General features: G+C 71.0%; 16 protein-coding genes and 1 pseudogene. 7 read left to right on the top strand and 10 right to left on the bottom strand.

The genetic code is table 11. The features are described from left to right. Window positions 1-124: 124 nt before the first annotated feature. From ASC54_RS12290 to ASC54_RS13285, 3 genes and pseudogenes are all read left to right on the top strand, one after another. Window positions 125-1152: pseudogene (locus ASC54_RS12290) on the top strand (SDR family NAD(P)-dependent oxidoreductase). Window positions 1153-1274: 122 nt separating this feature from the next. After that, entirely contained in the window at window positions 1275-2624 is a 1350-nt protein-coding gene (gene gdhA, locus ASC54_RS12285) for an NADP-specific glutamate dehydrogenase (RefSeq protein WP_055861809.1), read from the top strand. Window positions 2625-2686: 62 nt separating this feature from the next. Then, window positions 2687-2923 (top strand): hypothetical protein, encoded by a 237-nt coding sequence (locus ASC54_RS13285; RefSeq protein ID WP_055899297.1) that lies wholly within the window; start codon window positions 2687-2689, stop codon window positions 2921-2923. Between the two features lie 17 nt (window positions 2924-2940). Here the strand turns inward: ASC54_RS13285 and ASC54_RS12275 are convergent, their stop codons facing one another. From ASC54_RS12275 to ASC54_RS12260, 4 genes are all read right to left on the bottom strand, one after another. After that, on the bottom strand, window positions 2941-3549 hold the full coding sequence (locus ASC54_RS12275; RefSeq protein WP_235451472.1) for a response regulator transcription factor: 609 nt from the start codon (window positions 3547-3549) through the stop codon (window positions 2941-2943). A 62-nt stretch (window positions 3550-3611) separates the two neighbouring features. Next, on the bottom strand, window positions 3612-4628 hold the full coding sequence (locus ASC54_RS12270) for a sensor histidine kinase (protein ID WP_162242513.1): 1017 nt from the start codon (window positions 4626-4628) through the stop codon (window positions 3612-3614). A gap of 266 nt (window positions 4629-4894) precedes the next feature. Next, window positions 4895-5740: an ABC transporter permease gene (locus tag ASC54_RS12265; protein WP_055861795.1), complete on the bottom strand. Its 846-nt coding sequence runs from the start codon at window positions 5738-5740 to the stop codon at window positions 4895-4897. Then, complete coding sequence (locus ASC54_RS12260; RefSeq protein WP_055899295.1) at window positions 5737-6672, bottom strand: ABC transporter ATP-binding protein; 936 nt, start codon at window positions 6670-6672, stop codon at window positions 5737-5739. Before ASC54_RS12260 ends, ASC54_RS12265 begins: the two co-directional genes overlap by 4 nt. 120 nt (window positions 6673-6792) lie before the next feature. On the opposite strand from ASC54_RS12260, the gene ASC54_RS12255 reads away from it, so the two are divergent. Then, entirely contained in the window at window positions 6793-8019 is a 1227-nt protein-coding gene (locus ASC54_RS12255; protein ID WP_369813328.1) for a GDSL-type esterase/lipase family protein, read from the top strand. 35 nt (window positions 8020-8054) lie between these two features. Here ASC54_RS12255 and ASC54_RS12250 read toward each other — a convergent pair whose 3' ends face one another. The 4 genes from ASC54_RS12250 to ASC54_RS12235 all read right to left on the bottom strand — a co-directional run bounded on the left by ASC54_RS12250 (window position 8055) and on the right by ASC54_RS12235 (window position 11180). Then, window positions 8055-8819: a MerR family transcriptional regulator gene (locus ASC54_RS12250; RefSeq protein ID WP_055861786.1), complete on the bottom strand. Its 765-nt coding sequence runs from the start codon at window positions 8817-8819 to the stop codon at window positions 8055-8057. Then, window positions 8819-9724: a class A beta-lactamase gene (gene bla, locus ASC54_RS12245; protein WP_055899291.1), complete on the bottom strand. Its 906-nt coding sequence runs from the start codon at window positions 9722-9724 to the stop codon at window positions 8819-8821. The genes ASC54_RS12250 and bla overlap by 1 nt, the downstream gene beginning before the upstream one ends. An 83-nt stretch (window positions 9725-9807) precedes the next feature. Next, complete coding sequence (locus ASC54_RS12240) at window positions 9808-10521, bottom strand: CPBP family intramembrane glutamic endopeptidase (protein WP_055861780.1); 714 nt, start codon at window positions 10519-10521, stop codon at window positions 9808-9810. Window positions 10522-10622: 101 nt separating this feature from the next. Then, window positions 10623-11180: a LysR family substrate-binding domain-containing protein gene (locus tag ASC54_RS12235; protein ID WP_055861777.1), complete on the bottom strand. Its 558-nt coding sequence runs from the start codon at window positions 11178-11180 to the stop codon at window positions 10623-10625. Between the two features lie 54 nt (window positions 11181-11234). Here ASC54_RS12235 and ASC54_RS12230 point away from each other — a divergent pair, with 54 nt between their 5' ends. The 3 genes from ASC54_RS12230 to ASC54_RS12220 all read left to right on the top strand — a co-directional run bounded on the left by ASC54_RS12230 (window position 11235) and on the right by ASC54_RS12220 (window position 13434). Then, the gene (locus ASC54_RS12230) at window positions 11235-11699 is read left to right on the top strand and encodes a DUF5997 family protein (protein ID WP_055861774.1); all 465 of its coding nucleotides are present in this window, start codon (window positions 11235-11237) and stop codon (window positions 11697-11699) included. Window positions 11700-11799: 100 nt separating this feature from the next. Further along, complete coding sequence (locus tag ASC54_RS12225) at window positions 11800-12135, top strand: YciI family protein (RefSeq protein ID WP_055861770.1); 336 nt, start codon at window positions 11800-11802, stop codon at window positions 12133-12135. 15 nt (window positions 12136-12150) lie between these two features. Continuing rightward, window positions 12151-13434 carry an RNA polymerase sigma factor gene (locus tag ASC54_RS12220; protein WP_055861767.1) on the top strand — a complete coding sequence of 428 codons (1284 nt, stop codon included), beginning with the start codon at window positions 12151-12153 and terminating at the stop codon, window positions 13432-13434. Between the two features lie 11 nt (window positions 13435-13445). Here the strand turns inward: ASC54_RS12220 and ASC54_RS12215 are convergent, their stop codons facing one another. Further along, window positions 13446-14828, bottom strand: a complete 1383-nt coding sequence (locus ASC54_RS12215; RefSeq protein ID WP_055861764.1) for a DUF2130 domain-containing protein — start codon at window positions 14826-14828, stop codon at window positions 13446-13448. A 51-nt stretch (window positions 14829-14879) separates the two neighbouring features. Continuing rightward, the gene (locus tag ASC54_RS12210; RefSeq protein ID WP_055861761.1) at window positions 14880-15845 is read right to left on the bottom strand and encodes a serine hydrolase; all 966 of its coding nucleotides are present in this window, start codon (window positions 15843-15845) and stop codon (window positions 14880-14882) included. Between the last annotated feature and the right edge of the window lie 6 nt (window positions 15846-15851).

Below are 15851 nucleotides of genomic sequence, written 5' to 3'. Positions count from 1 at the left end.
GGGGTCGAGCGATTGTCGCCGAAGAGGGGCCGTCTGGCGGGTCGCGCCCGCAGACCTGGGCTCACCCTGTGCATGCCGCCCGCGGGGCTAGCCACCACCCTGAGCCGCTTCCTACCGTGGCCGGATGACAAAGGGACTGAAGAAGATCAAGGGCGCCACCGTCGTCATCACGGGGGCGTCGTCGGGCATCGGCCGGGCATCCGCGCTGCGCTTCGCGAAGAAGGGGGCGAACGTCGTGCTCGCCGCCCGCCGCGAGGAGGCGCTGCGGGAGGTCGCCGCCGAGTGCGAGAAGCTCGGCGCGCAGACGCTCGTCGTTCCGCTCGACGTCACCGACGCGGCGGCGGTCGACGCGCTGGCCGATCGGGTGATTGCGACGTTCGGGCGCATCGACGTGGGGTGAACGACGCGTCGGTCACGATGGCCGGGTCGCTCACCGAGGTTCCGCTGGAGGACTTCCGGCGCGTGCTCGACGTCAACGTCATGGGCTACGTGCACGGAGCGCGGGCGACGCTGCGGGTGTTCCGCAGCCAAAGGCGCGGCGTGCTCGTCAACGTGTCGTCGGTGCTCGGCTCGGTGCCGCAGCCGTACACGGCGGCGTACTCGATGTCGAAGACGGCGGTCACGGCGCTGTCGGCGAGCATCCGCTCAGAGCTGCGGCTCGACAAGCTCAAGCACATTCACGTCGTGACGGTCATGCCCGCCGTCATCGACACCCCGATCTTCGCGCAGGCCGCCAACTACACCGGCCGCCGCGTGCTCGCGCCGCCGCCCGTCAATGCGCCGCAGCGCGTGGCCCGCGAGATCGTGAAGAGCACGCGGAAGCCGCGCGCGGAGGTGCCGGTGGGCAGCGGAGGGCGCGCCCTGCTCGCGCAGCACCGCGCGTCGCCGGAGTCGGCCGAGAAGTCGATGGCGACCTACGTCGACCAGCTGCACCTCTCCAAGACGGAGACGGCACCGGCCACGAGCGGCAACCTGTTCGAGTCGGCGCCGCTTGAGATGGCGACCGTCGAGGGCGGTTGGGGCGGCCGGCCTCGACAGGCGGGTCGACGGATGCTCGGGGGAGCGCTGCTCGTCGGCGCCCTCGCCGTGCCCGCCATTGCGCGGTCGCGCGGCCGACGCGCACGCGGGCCAGGGCGCCGCCGCTCGCGATGAAGCGAGCGGGCGACCGCGACGACGTCCCATCCGAGCAGTGCACGACACCTGTCGGGTGACCGGTACCCTGACCGTATCCGCGCACAACTCGCGGCTTTTTTCTGCTCCACGGAGGCCTCCCCATGCTCGCTCTCGACCCCGCTCTGCAGCCCGTGTTCGACGAGGTGGTGCACCGGAATCCGGGTGACACCGAGTTCCACCAGGCCGTGCTCGAGGTGTTCGAGAGCCTCGGGCCGGTCGTGGCGAAGCACCCCGAGTACGCCGACGCCGCGATCATGCAGCGCCTCGTCGAGCCCGAGCGGCAGCTGATCTTCCGGGTTCCGTGGGTCGACGATGCGGGGAGCGTGCAGCTGAACCGCGGCTTCCGGGTGCAGTTCAACTCGGCGCTCGGCCCGTTCAAGGGCGGTCTGCGCTTCCACCCCTCGGTGAACGTCGGCATCATCAAGTTCCTCGGCTTCGAGCAGACGTTCAAGAACGCGCTCACCGGCATGCCGATCGGCGGCGGCAAGGGCGGCGCCGACTTCGACCCGAAGGGCAAGAGCGACGCCGAGGTCATGCGCTTCTGCCAGTCGTACATGACCGAGCTGCACCGCCACATCGGCGAGTACACCGACGTGCCCGCGGGCGACATCGGGGTCGGCGGCCGCGAGATCGGCTACCTCTTCGGCCAGTACAAGCGTCTGACGAACCGCTACGAGTCGGGAGTGCTCACCGGCAAGGGCATCGGCTGGGGCGGCTCGCTCGTGCGTCGCGAGGCCACCGGCTACGGCGCGGTGTTCTTCGTCGACGAGATGCTGCGACGCCACGGCGGAAGCCTCGAAGGCAAGCGCGTCGTCGTCTCGGGCTCCGGCAACGTCGCCCTCTCCGCGATCGAGAAGGCGCACCAGCTGGGCGCGACGGTGGTCGCGTGCTCCGATTCCGGGGGCTATGTGGCGGATGCCCGGGGCATCGACCTCGAACTGCTGACCGACATCAAGACGGTGCGTCGCGGTCGCATCTCCCAGTACGCCGACGAGCGAGGTGGCGAGGTCAGCTACGTCGCGGGCGGCTCGATCTGGGACGTGCCGTGCGACATCGCGCTGCCGTGCGCGACGCAGAACGAGCTCGACGACCGCGGAGCGCGGGCGCTCGCTCGCAATGGCGCGAAGGTCGTGGCCGAGGGGGCGAACATGCCGACCACGCCGGCGGGCGTGCGCGTGCTGCGGGAGGCGGGCATCCTCTTCGCCCCCGGCAAGGCGGTGAATGCGGGCGGTGTGGCGACGAGCGCGCTGGAGATGCAGCAGAACGCGTCGCGCGACTCGTGGAGCTTCGAGCACACTGAGCAGCGGCTCGCCGAGATCATGCGGCAGATCCACGACCGGTGCCTCGAGACGGCCGACGAGTACGGGGTGCCCGACGACTACGTCGCCGGCGCCAACATCGCCGGGGTCACCCAGGTCGCCGATGCGATGCTCGCGCTCGGGGTGGTGTGAGGCCCCCCCGGACCTGAAAGCGACCACGTGTCGGTGGGTGCCCGTCGCCTCGAGCGGTAGTCGTGGCGCGGGTCATCCGTAATGCGCCGGCGGACGTCATCAGCGTCAAGGTCGGCGTCAACGTCGTCGACCTCGACGCGATGCGGCTGCGCAGCTTCGTGCCCGCCGTCCACGGCTTCCTCGACACCATCCGCGACGGCCACCCCGTGCTCATCGGCGCCCTCGCCGTGCCGGCCCTCCTACGGTCGAGCGGCGTCGCACCTACCCGCCGAGCGACGCGAGCTCTCAGATCTCGGTGAAGTGCTCCCATCGGCCTTTAGGCCCCCGCCATGCCGAGCTCGTGGGCGAGGATCACGGCCTGAACGCGATCGCGGAGGTCGAGTTTCAGCAGGATCCGCCCGACGTGCGTCTTGACCGTCGACTCGGTCAGCCGAAGTTCGGCGCCGATTTCTCCGTTCGTCGCTCCGCGCCCGATGAGAAGGAATACGTCGCGCTCGCGCGCGGTGAGCGGTGCGAGTGCTGCCTCTGCATCGCGCCGGATGCGATGGGCGCCGGTAGCGAGGTGCGGGGCGGCCATCTCGATGAGCTTCGCCGTGATCCGGGGCGAGACCACCGCATCCCCTCGATGAACGGCGAGGATGGCGGTCACCAGCTCGGCGGGTCGGGTGTCTTTGAGCAGAAAGCCCGACGCGCCCGCCTGGAGGGCGCCGAACGCATACTCGTCGAGGTCGAAGGTCGTGAGCGCGAGCACGCGAACGCCCGGGAGACGGGAGGTAATTCTCTCGGTCGCGGCGAGCCCGTCGATGCCGGGCATCCGGATGTCCATGAGCACGACATCGGGGCGAAGCCGGTCAGCCGCCTCGACCGCCTCCAACCCGTCAGCGGCCTCGCCGACGACCTCGAGGTGCGGATCGGCGTCGAGCATAAGCCGAAAGCCGTACCGCACGAGTTCTTGATCATCGGCAAGGAGGACTCGGACAAGCGCCGTCACGATGTGCTCCTCTCCAGGGGCAGTGTCGCGCGGACCCGCCATCCCCTGGCGGACCGCGGCCCGGCCTCGAGCTCGCCGCCGTAGAACGCCACGCGTTTGCGCATGCCGAGGATGCCGCGGCCGACGTCGCCCGTCGTCGACGGCGCGGTGGGGCCGTCGTCTTCGATGACGACCTCGACGGTCTCGGTGGTCCAGGTGAGCGACACGCTCACCGATGTCGCCTGCGGCGCGTGTCTGAGCGCGTTGGTGAGTGACTCCTGGACGAGCCGGAAGACGGTCAGTTCCAACGCCGGGTCGCGGACGGGGGAGCCGCTCATGGAGAGCGACACGGGCAGGCCGGCACGCGTGAACTCGGTCACGAGCGCCGGCAGCTCGTCGACTCCCGGCTGCGGGGCGCGAGTGACCTGCTGGTCTCCGCCGTCACCGCGAACCGACCCCAGGAGCCGTCGAACCTCAGCGAGGGTGCGCCGCCCGGTCTCGGCAGCCCGGCCCATGGCATCCTGCGCTCGTTCCGGATGCTCGGGTGCGGAGGCGCGGGCTCCCTCGGTGAGCGCGATCATGACGGACAGGCTGTGCGCGATGACGTCGTGCATCTCCCGTGCGATGCGCTCGCGTTCGTGCGCGCTCGCGATTTCCGCTTGCGCGTCACGCTCTCTGGCCAGCTGCGCGGCCCGCTCGAGGAGTGCCGCGACGTATCGCTTGCGGCTGCCGACGTTGGTGCCGATGAGGGTTGCCACGAGGAGGAAGACGATGGCCGTTGCCGTGTTGTTGAACCAGACCCCCACGAAGTCTTGGCTCGCATCCGCAGCCGCGCCCGGGAGCGCCGGCGCGCGTGCAGCCGCGACGAGGCCCGCGACGATCGCTGCCGCCGAGCCGGCTCCGAAGCTGATCCACGCAGCGCGCGTGGGGCGGTAGACGCCGACGGCGTAGATCGTGAGCAGTGGCAGCAGAATCTCCGCCGTCGAGCCGATGGCCGAGCCGATGATGATCAGCACGTTGGCAAGGGCGAACATGAGGAGGGGGTACCGGCGTCGCAGCAGCACGACGGGCGCCCCTGCAACGCCAAGTGCGATGACCGCCCACAGCGGGGGCATGTCGGGTGCGACCGCGGCGACGACGGCGAAGATCGCGGCGAACAGCAGATAGACGAGGGCGACGAGGGAGTCAGTGAGCCACGGGTGTCGGTGCAGGTATCGACGGATGGTGCCAGGCGGGCGGGGGAGCGCGAGATCATCCGGCGCCCCCGAGGAGGCGCCGGATGATCCGTTCGTGGCGTGCGTCAGGCGTCCCTCCGGCGGAGTGCGATGGCACCCAGGGTAAGGGAGACGAGAGTCCACGCAAGGACGACCAGACCGCCGAGCCCGGGTTCGAGAAGGGTCTGGCCGATTGATTCTTCGACGGACTCCGTGGAGGGCAGGCGAGCCATGGCGACTCCGGCATTCGAGAAGATGTACGGCGCGACCTCATCGGCCCAGTCGACGGCGAGCGAGAGGAGGGGGAGCACCGTCGGGATAACCAGGATCACACCGAGCGACGCCGCGATTCCGCCGGCGGAGGAGCGCAGCAGTGTGCCGAGGCCCAGGGCGAACACGGCCGTCAACCCGAGGTACACAGCGGCGCCAGCGAGTGCGGGCGCGAGCCCGGGCTCGGCCAGTCCGACGGCAAGGCCCTGCGCGTCGAGCACCGGGTAGGTGGCGGCCCACGATCCGAACATGGTGATCGCGCCGACGGCGGAGACGAGCAGGAAGAGCACCAGCGACTTGGCGGCCAGCACGGGCAGTCGAGCAGGCACGGCCGCGAGGGTCGAGCGGATCATCCCGGTCGAATACTCGCCGGTGACCATCAGGACGCCGAGAACGGCCGCGATCAGCTGACCGAACGACACGCCGATCGTTGCCGTCGTCACCACTGCGCCGGGGTCAGGTGCCGATGCGCCCTCCATGCCGAAGCCCAGGGATGCGACGAGGAAGCTCAGTCCGACGCCGAGCGCGACGATGAGGCCGAGCGACCAGAGCGTCGAGCGCAGGCTCGTGAGCTTGATCCACTCCGATCGCAGGATGCGCGGGAACGTCAGTCGCGCATCCGATCGGACAGTGGGGCTGGGGGTCAGGGTTGCGGCGGTCATCGCGCAACCTCCTCAGGGGTTCGGGTGACGTGCGCGGAGCGGTACTCCACGTCGTCGGCGGTCAAGGTGAGGTAGGCGTCTTCGAGCGAGCCGCTCAGCGCTACGAGTTCGTGGATGGCGACTCCCGCGCTCGCGGCAGCGTCACCGATCTGCGTCGGCGTGAGACCGGAGACGACGGCGGCGCCGTCATCGAGCGTGGTGACGGTGACGTCGCCCGCAGCGATGGTGCGATGGAGCCTCGCCAGGTCGGGAGTGCGCACTCTCACCGAGGATCCCGTGGCCCGGGCGATCACCTCGTCCACCGTGGCGTCGGCGACGACCCGCCCCCGACCGAGCACGATGAGGTGGTCCGCCGTCTGCGCCATCTCGCTCATGAGGTGCGAGGACAGCAGAACTGTGCGCCCTTCCGCCGCGAGACCCCGGACGAGCGTCCGCACCCAGCGCACGCCTTCGGGGTCGAGCCCGTTGACCGGCTCGTCGAGGATCACGGTCGCCGGGTCGCCCAGGAGCGCTGCGGCGATACCCAGTCGCTGACCCATGCCGAGGGAGAAACCGCCGACCCGCTTATGGGCGACGGACTCGAGGCCCGCGAGCTCGATGACCTCGCGCACGCGTGATGCGCCGATGCCGTGGGTCGCGGCCATGGCGAGAAGGTGTCGGTAGGCGGTGCGGCCGGTGTGCACGGCTTTCGCGTCGAGCAGGATGCCCACTTCGCGGAGGGGCGCCCGGTGCTCGCGGTAGTGGCGCCCGTTGACCGTCACCTCGCCCGAGGTCGGGCGGTCGAGCCCCGCGATCATGCGCATGGTCGTCGACTTGCCGGCGCCGTTCGGGCCGAGGAACCCCGTGACCTGACCGGGCTGAACCCGGAAGTCGATGCCGTCCACGGCTGTCCGCTTGCCGAACTTTTTTGTGAGTGCGCGTGCTTCTATCATCCAAATGGCCTTTCGTATCGTGTGTCGCGAACCACGCTACGAATCACGGCGACGCGGGTCATCGGTCTGCAGGCCGATCTTGATCCGGACCTCGTGGTACCGAGGTACGACGGCGCGGCGGTGCCGTCGCCCACGTTGACGGAACGCATCCGGCACCCGCACGACCATGAAGGAGGCATCGTGATCACCATCCCCCTCACCCCGGATCTGATCCTGGGAGCGACGGAGCTGGAACGAACAGAGCGAGGCGTTCGCCCGCACCGTCTGCCGCGATCCGTGCGCGAACGCGACGCTGATCCGCAGCTGGCGATGATGGAGGCGCAACCCTCGGGTGTGCGGGTCCGATTCGCGACGAGCGCCACCTCGATCACCCTCGAGCTGCACGCCACGCGCGTCTTCTATCGCGGGTTCTCCCGCCCGCGCGGCGTCGTCGACGTCGTCGTGGACGGCGAGCTCGTGGCCTCGCACGAGCTGCAGGCGGGCGACGCCGTCGAGCTCGACCTGCAGACGGGCGGCCGGGAGCTGACGCCGGGGGAGCCCGATCGCATCGAGGTGTCGCTGCCCGGGGCGGGCGAGCGGGTCGTCGAACTGTGGCTGCCCCACAACGAGAAGGTCGACGTGGTGGCGCTGCACGCCCGTGCCCCGGTGTCGCCCGCTCCGCCTGTCGGCCCGGTGTGGGTGCACCACGGCAGCTCGATCAGTCACGGTTCGAACGCCGCCACCCCGACCGGCATCTGGCCCGTCGTGGCGGCCCGAAGCGCCGGTGTGCAGCTGCGCAATCTCGGGTTCGGCGGCAGTGCGCTCGTCGACCCGTTCATGGCGCGCGTCATCCGGGATGCTCCGGCCGACGTCATCAGCGTCAAGCTCGGCATCAATGTCGTCAACCTCGACGCGATGCGGCTGCGCAGCTTCGTGCCCGCCGTCCACGGCTTCCTCGACACCATCCGCGACGGCCACCCGGATACCCCGCTGCTGCTCGTGTCGCCGATCTTCTGCGGCATCCACGAAGACACGCCGGGGCCGGGGGCAGTCGACCCGACCGGTTTCGCGGCCGGCGAGATGCGGTTCATCGCGACGGGTTCGCCCGGCGACACCGCTGCCGGCCGACTGACGCTCACCGTCATCCGCGACGCGATGGAGCAGCTCGTCGCCGCACGCGACGACGCGAACCTCGGCTACATCGACGGCCTGTCGCTCTACGGCCCCGACGACGCCGAGCGGCTGCCGCTGCCGGACGGGCTCCACCCGAGCGCAGAGGCGCACGCGCTCATCGGCTCGCGGTTCGCCGCGCGGGCGTTCGGGGCGGCCGGCTCCCTGCGCCCGGCAGCGACCGCGCGCCTCGCCTAAAGCGGCAGTCTCGAGCGGCCTGCCCACCGCGCGGCTCAGTCAGCGACGTCTGAAGGGGGCTGCTCGCCGGCGGTGCGCATCTCCTCGGCGAGCTCGAGCGCCCGCGCGTTCGCGCGCACGAAGACCTCGAGCTGCGGGCGGTTGTACAGCGCTTTCATGCTTTCGGCGAGCGCTTCGCCGGCGGATGCCCGGTCACCGGTGAGCCGTGAGCCGGGGTCGGCGAGCCAGGGGTGCTCGATGATGCTGCGCACGAGGCTCGGCGCGAGCGCGTCGGCGAGCCGAGCGACGGTGGCCTCGTCAGCATCGGCCGGAAGACGGTCGATCTCGGCTTCGACCTCGCTGTCGCACAGCTCGACGCTCGTGCGCAGGTCGGCGAGCGCCTCCTCATCGAAGACGCGCGAGTAGAGGTGGATCATCGAGCGGTCGGCGTCCGACATCCGCGACGCCACCGATTCGAACCCGGCGGGCACGTCGGCCGGCACCTCTTCGCGGAGGATCGCCGCGATCCCCGCGCGTGCGCTCTGCAGCCGCTCGATGCTCTGCGCGAGCTCGGCGTCGACCTCGTGCAGCGCCTGGTTCGCGGCGGGCGTCGCACTGAGCTCGCGGATCTGCCCGAGCGGCACGCCGAGGTCGACGAGGCGCCGGATGCGCAGCAGCGCCATGAGGTGCGCGACCTCGTACTGCTTGTAGCCGTTGTGGCGTCGCTCCGGCTCGTCGAGCAGCCCGAGCTGGTGGTAGTGGCGCACGGTGTTCACCGTCGTTCCCGCCAGTTCGGCGAGCTCTCGCGTGCTCCACGCCATCAGCCGAGCTCCTCCAGCACGACGGCGGCGACGTCGGCGACGAGCGCGTTGTCGTACTCGGCGTCGGCGGCATCGCGCGTGGTGAGCACGGCGATGACGATGGGGTCGCCGTCGGGCGGCCACACGATGCCGAGGTCGTTGCGGGTGCCGTAGCCGCCGGCACCCGACTTGTCGGCGACGGCCCATCCCTCGGGGGCTCCGGCGCGGATGAGCGGGTCACCGGTCGCGTTGCCGCTCATCCAGTCGATGAGCGTCGCGGCCTGGGTGTCGTCGAGGAGCCCGTCGAGCGCGAAGCCGCGCAGCGTCTCGGCGAGCGCGCGCGGCGTGCTCGTGTCGCGCGTCTCACCCGGCACGGCCGTGTTGAGCTCGGTCTCGCGGCGCTCGGGCTGCGTCGTGCGGTCGCCGACGCGGGTGAGAGCGTCGGCGAACCCTGCGGGCCCGCCGAGCTCGTCCAGCAGCAGGTTGGCGGCGGAGTTGTCGCTCGTCCGCACGGTCGCCTCTGCGAGCTCGCGGATGCTCATCCCGCCATCCACGTTCTGCTCGGTGACCGGCGAGTAGTCGACGAGCTCGTCGGCCGAGTAGGTGATGACGCGGTCGAGGTCGTCGACGGTCTTCAGTACGACGGCGGCGAGCAGCGCCTTGAAGGTGGACGCGTAGGCGAAGCGCTCGTCCTCCCGGTAGGCGACGGTCTCGCCTGAGCCGGTGTCGACGGCGTAGACACCGACGCGGGCGTCGTACTCGCCCTCCAGGTCGGCGAGGTCGTCGTCGAGGTCGATGGTGGGGCTCGGTTCGGCGGCCACCGGGGCGGAGGGGCTCGGCGTCGGTGCTCCGCCGATGCCCACGGCCGAGCATCCGGACCCGACCAGCAGGACGAGGGCTGCCAGGCCCGCGGTCGTCGCGCGCACCGTCTGCGGGGCGCGTCTCGCCGTTCGGCGCGTCTGAATGCTGGACCTCGCTCGAGTCGTTCCGGGCCTCGGTTCGGCGCCCATCATGCCAGGCCCAGGTTGATCGCGAGCGGGACGAGAAAAGCGGTGGCGTTGTTGGTGGCGTGCAGCGCGACGCCCGGCCAGACCGAGCCCGACCAGCGGTACAGCAGCGCGGTGCTGACGCCGACGACGAATGCGATCGGCAGCACGGGATTGATGCCGTGCGCGACGGCGAAGACCGCGGCGCTCACGAGCACGCCGACCCACGCGCCGTGGCGGGCGATCAGGGCGTTCGCGAGCACGCCGCGGAAGAAGGCCTCCTCGCCGAGGGGAGTGATGACGGCGCCAGCGATGAGGGTGACGGCGAGCGACAGCCACCCGCCCGCCGCGGCCGCCTGGTAGCCCGCCTGCACGTTCTCGGCGTCGCCCGTGACGGTGATGTACGCGATCGCGACGAGCACGCCCAGCAGGTAGGTCGCGATGCCGAGACCGGCGCCGACGAGGATGCGGGCGGGTGTCGTGCGTCGGAATCCGAAGGCGTCGATCGATCGGATGCGCAGAAGCACGGCCGCACCGAACGCGACGAGCCCGAGCGCTCCTGAGGCGAAGAGCCCCGCGATGCCCTGCGTGGCCGGGTCGTCGATGAGGGGGAGCGTGAGCGCGATCGCGGCGAATGCGAGGAGGAAGGCCGCGCTGCCGGTGAGGATCTCGGGCCACCCAGGCGTCTTGGTGCGAGGTGGGGCGGTGGGTTCGTCGGTCGTGGACGGGGCGCTCATGGCGGCCTCCCGGAGGTCGTCGGAGTCGTGCGGGCGAACACGGTCGAGTGAACACCGTGTGGCTACCACAGGGTCAAACCCGCGGGGGTGGCCCGCGGAGGTCAGCGCGAGCTGTTCGCCGTGCGCCCGCGCACGATGCCGATGAACTCATCCGCGAGCGGGTGTGGGTCGTCGATCGGCCAGACGAGCGAAATCCCCGTGTCAGGCCCGCCAGCGAGGATGCGTGCGACGACGTCCTTGCGCGACTGCGCCCGCGCGACCGACTGCGGCATGACGGCGACGCCGACGTTCGCGGCGACGAGCGCGACGGCATCCTCGCCAGTGCCGTCGAGGAGGTCGACGGGGAGAACCGTCTCGTCCGCGAGATCCTCGAGCGTGGGCGCGGCCCGATCAGCGACGGGCGAGTCCTTGGGGGCGACGACGACCGCGGCCTCGCGGTACAGGGGGATGGCGTGCCAGTCGTCGGTCGCCGAGGTGTCGCGCAAGAGCGCCATGTGCGCGGTGCCGTCGCGGAGGGCGGTGAGAGCATCCGCCTGCGTCATGGGGGTGAGATCGATGCGACCGCGGGGGCGGCGCTCGCGCCAGATGCGCTCCCACTTGGTCGGCGTGACGCCGGGCACGAAGGCGACGCGCAGGGGCTCGGGGCGCGGTTCGGGCATGGGGTCAGGCTACCGGCGAGGCGGGCGGGCGCCGGGGTCGCCTACGCTCGGGGTATGACCGATGCGCCCCGCGAAGACCGCCGCCAGCAGCCGAAGCCCCCGAAGGAGCAGCTGCTCAGCCCGAAGACGGCCGCGAAGAAGCTCGGCGTGTTCCTGCCGGCGACGCCCGCGGAGTTCCAGGAGGCGCAGATCTCGCGCACCGCGCTGATGGAGCTGCAGGAGAACCCGCCCGAGTGGCTGACGTCGCTGCGCCGCGAGGGCCCGCACCCGCGGGATGAGGTCGCCCGCCGCCTGGGCGTGTCGAACTCGGCGCTCGCGCGCGGGGGAGTGAGCGACTCGATGACGACCGCCGAGATCAAGGCCCTGCTCGAGGAGATGCCCGAGTGGCTCGTCGTCGAGCGCGACAAGCACGCGCCGGGGACGGGCGTGAAGCCCGGCACGGCCGTCGGCGAGCGGCCCGCGTCGTCGACCTCGCGGTCGAACGATGACGTCGACGACGAGGACGACGAGCTGCTGTAGCGCCGACTTCGGGACCAACATCGCGCGGTGTGTCCTCCCGGCCCGCCCTTCTTCGTCGTCCTGGTGTAATCGACCTCGACTGCGACAGAAGGAGACGACCATGGAATACCTGCTGCTCATCATCAGCGATCCCGAAGCGCCCACGTACATCCCCGAGGAGGACAACATCGAGGAGTGGAGCGCCGACATCGAGCGCCGCGGCATCGCCCGCACCGGCAACCGCCTGCGCCCGCCGTCGGACGCCACCACGGTGACGGTCCGCGACGGCGCGACCATCCTCACCGACGGCCCCTTCGTCGAGACCAAGGAGTGGATCGCCGGCTTCGACCTCATCGACGTCGACAACCTCGACGAGGCCCTCGAGATCGCCGCCGCGCACCCGATGGCCCGCTTCGGCCGGGTCGAGGTCCGGCCCATCTGGCCGTTCGAGGGCTGAGCATCGAGACGACGGATGCCCGCATCTCGTGACGCGGCGACCGAGGCGAGCGCAGCCCTCGCCGAGGTCATCGCGTCCGAGCGCCTGCGCATCGTCGCAGCCCTGATCCGCCGCACCGGCGACTGGGATCTCGCCGAGGACTCCTTCCACGACGCCGTCACCCGAGCGCTGACGACGTGGCCCGAGCGCGGCATCCCCGACAGCCCCGGCGCCTGGCTCACGACGGTCGCGAGGAACGCGGCCACTGACGCGATCCGCAAGGAACAGACCGAGCGCCGAGCCACCGAGCGGCACGCCCGAGAGCTTGAGCCGCCGGCAGAGGAGGAGCCGACGATGCCGATCGACGACGACCGACTCCGCCTGATCTTCACGTGCTGCCACCCGGCGCTCGCGATGGAGGCCCGCGTCGCCCTCACGCTCCGCACCGTCCTGGGTCTCACGGTCGCCGAGACCGCGGGCGTCTTCCTCGTGAGCGAGCAGACGATGCAGAAGCGGCTGGTGCGCGCGCGGGCGAAGATCCGTGCCGCGAACATCCCCTACCGCGTCCCGCCGCTCCGGTTGCTGCCCGAGCGGACGGCGGGGGTTCTGGCGGTGCTGTACCTGCTCTTCTCCGAGGGCTACGCGTCCGGGAGCGGCGACGACATCGTGCGCCCGGCCCTCGCCGATGAGGCCATCCGGCTCACGCGCCTCGTGGCGTCGCTCATGCCGCAGCAGCCCGAGGTTCTCGCGCTGCTCGCCCTGCAGCTCTTCCAGCACTCGCGCACGTCGGCCCGGCTCGACGCGGATGGCGAGCTCGTGCTGCTCGACGAGCAGGACCGCACCCTCTGGGACGCGGCGGCCATCGCCGAGGCCGCCCGCATGCTCGCCGAAGCCGAGACGGCCCTCCAGGGGGTCGGCGCCGCCCCCGGCCCGTACCTGCTGCAGGCGCAGATCGCGGCCGAGCACGCGACGGCCCCGACGGCGCAGGCGACGAGGTTCGACCGCATCGCCGCCCTTTACGCGCGACTGAGCGAGGTCTCCCCGTCTCCCGTCATCGATCTGAACCGTGCGATCGCGGTGGCGCTCTCCGACGGCCCGGATGCTGGGCTCGCCCTGCTCGACACCCTCAACCTCGACGCCTTGCTCGCGGAGTACCACCTCCTCCACGCCACGCGCGCCGACCTCTGGCGCCGCCGGGGGGAGGACGCGGAGGCGCTGCCGCACTACCACCGCGCCCTGGCGCTCGCGCCGACCGCGGCCGAGCGCCGGTTCCTGCAGCGACGCATCGACGAGATCGAGGAGCGCGCAGCGCGGGCCTGAGCGGCGGTCGCTCAGTCGACCTCGGCGACCGCGACCTCGCCCTTCTCGAGCTCGGCGAACTTCGCCGCCATCGTCGGGTTGCCCCGCGTGAGCGACTTGATGGTGAGACCGTCGGCCTTGTCGTTCGCCAGCCGCAGGTTGTTCGCCGACTTCATGAGGGCATCCTTGACCCTCTCGAGGTCCTTGATCGCCTCGTCGATGCGCTTCACCGCCTCGCCGAACTGGTCCGATGCGAGCGAGTAGTTGCGGGCGAAGCCGGTCTTGAAGACCTTCAGGCGCTCCTCGAAGTTGGTGATGTCGACGTTCTGCTCGCGCACGCGGGCGAGCTCGCTCTTCACCTGCTCGGTGCTGAGGGCGGCGTTGCGCAGCAGCGTGATGATCGGCAGGAAGAACTGCGGGCGGACGACGTACATCTTCGGGTAGCGGTACGAGACGTCGACGATGCCCTCGTTGTAGAGCTCGCTGTCGGGCTCGAGCATCGAGACGAGGACGGCGTACTCGCAGCCCTTCGCCGTGCGGTCCTTGTCGAGCTTGTCGAAGAAGTCCTCGTTCTTCTTCTTCGACGCCGTCGCGTCGGCCTCGTTCTTCATCTCGAACATGATCGAGATGACCTCGACGCCCTCGTCGTTCGACTCGCGGAAGATGAAGTCGCCCTTCGTGCCGCCGCTCGCGTCGTTGTCCTTCTCGAAGTAGGCGCGCGGGAAGGCGCCGGAGCGGGCCCGGTTGAAGACGATCTCGCAGTGCTGCTCGAGCGTCTCGCCGAGCATCTTCGTCGACTGCTTGGCCTTGAAGTCCTTGTAGGTCTCGATCGTCTCCTGCAGCAGGGCGACTTCGGTGCTGTGCTGCTCCTTGAGGGAGGCCTCGAGCAGCTTCTGCTCGGTCGCCCGCAGCTCGAGGTCGCGCTTGAGGTCGTCGCGCTCCTTCTCGAGGGCGCTCGTTGCCTGGGCGAGGGCGAGCTGGCGGGCGACGTCGGCGGCCGACAGCTCGGCTTTGAGCTTCTCGACCTCGGCGTGGGTCTGCGCGACCTCCTTCTCGAGGGCGCTCTTGAGGGCATCGCGCTCGCGCTCGACGGCGGCGAGGGCCTCGCTCACGGCGAGCTTCTGCGTCGTCTCGGTCGACCGCAGCTCGGCCTTGAGGCGCTCGATCTCGGCCTGCCGCTCTGCGGCGGCGTGCTCGAGCTCGGTCTGCCTCTTGGCGGCGTCGCGCTCGAACTTCGCCGTGAGGGTCGCCTCGGCGAGGGCGATCTCGGTCTGCTTCTCTCGCGCGGCGAGCTCGAGCCGCTCGTGGAGCTCCTGCGCGAACTCGCGGTCGCGCACCTGCTTGAGGATGTCCGCGTAGCCGGCCTCGTCGACCGTGAAGGCCTTGCTGCAGTGCGGGCAGATGATCTCGTGCATCGGTGGATCCTCCGGGTCGGTCGAGCACACCCTACGTCGCTGCGGCGACGTTCATGAGGAGGGCGCGTGCTCGCCGAGCAGTCCGAAGCCGGCACGATCGACCGAGCGGGCGCACGCGGTGAGGATGGCGGCTCCGGTGCCCGAGGCGCGATCGACGCCGATCCAGCTCCGGAAGCCGCCCGTGCCGCCGTTGTGCCAGGTGAGGCTCCGCCCGTCGCGGCCGATCGTGATCCAGCCGGCGCCGATGCGTACCCCCGGCGCGTAGGCGGTGTCGGGGTCGAGCGCCGAGGTCCCGGGGGCGGAGCCGTCGAGGATGCCCTCCAGGAGCGCGCGCATGGTTCCGATGCCGGCGCGGATGCCCCCGGCCAGTGCGATCGCCTCTCCCGTCCACGCCTCCCGTGGCCGGCCGCGACGCGAGACCCCCCGAAGGCTCGAGGGTCGAAGCTCGTCTTCGGTTCGAGGCGCCCAGTCGCCCGGCCCGAACCGGCTCTGCAGCAGCTCGACGTAGCTCGTGCCCTCGGCCGCGGCGACCGCATGCCCGAGCAGCTGGAAGCCGAGATTCGAGTACCGGCCGCGCGCCGCGCCGAGCCGCACCCCGCGGCACTGCTCGAGCAGCTCGGCGAGCGAGTCGCCGTACGGGTTCTCGCCGCGCGTCCACAGGCGCCACGAGCGCCGCATCGGCTGCATGCCGGGAGGGAGGCGGGGGAGCCCCGAGCGGTGCGTCGCGAGCGCCTCGAGCGTCACGCGCTCGAGAGCGCCGTGCCCGTCGAGCGGGAGGAGCTCGGCGAGCACGGTGGTCGGGGTGACCCGGCCGCGGTCGATCGAGTCGCGGTAGAGCATCCCCGTCATCGCTTTCGAGATCGAGCCGATCTCGGAGTCGGCGCCTTCGGAGACGCCCCGCCACGCCGTCGCCGAGCCCTGCGGGGTCACGAGCGCGACGGCCGCGCGCGGGTGGCTGCTCCCGAGCAGTCGGTCGGCGGTCGCCAGGAGCGATGCGTCGCCCGACCAGCTCGTCATGGCCGC

The organism is Yonghaparkia sp. Root332, assembly GCF_001425665.1.
Taxonomy (GTDB): Bacteria; Actinomycetota; Actinomycetes; order Actinomycetales; family Microbacteriaceae; genus Microcella.
This window is presented reverse-complemented; position numbering and strand designations above follow the sequence as displayed.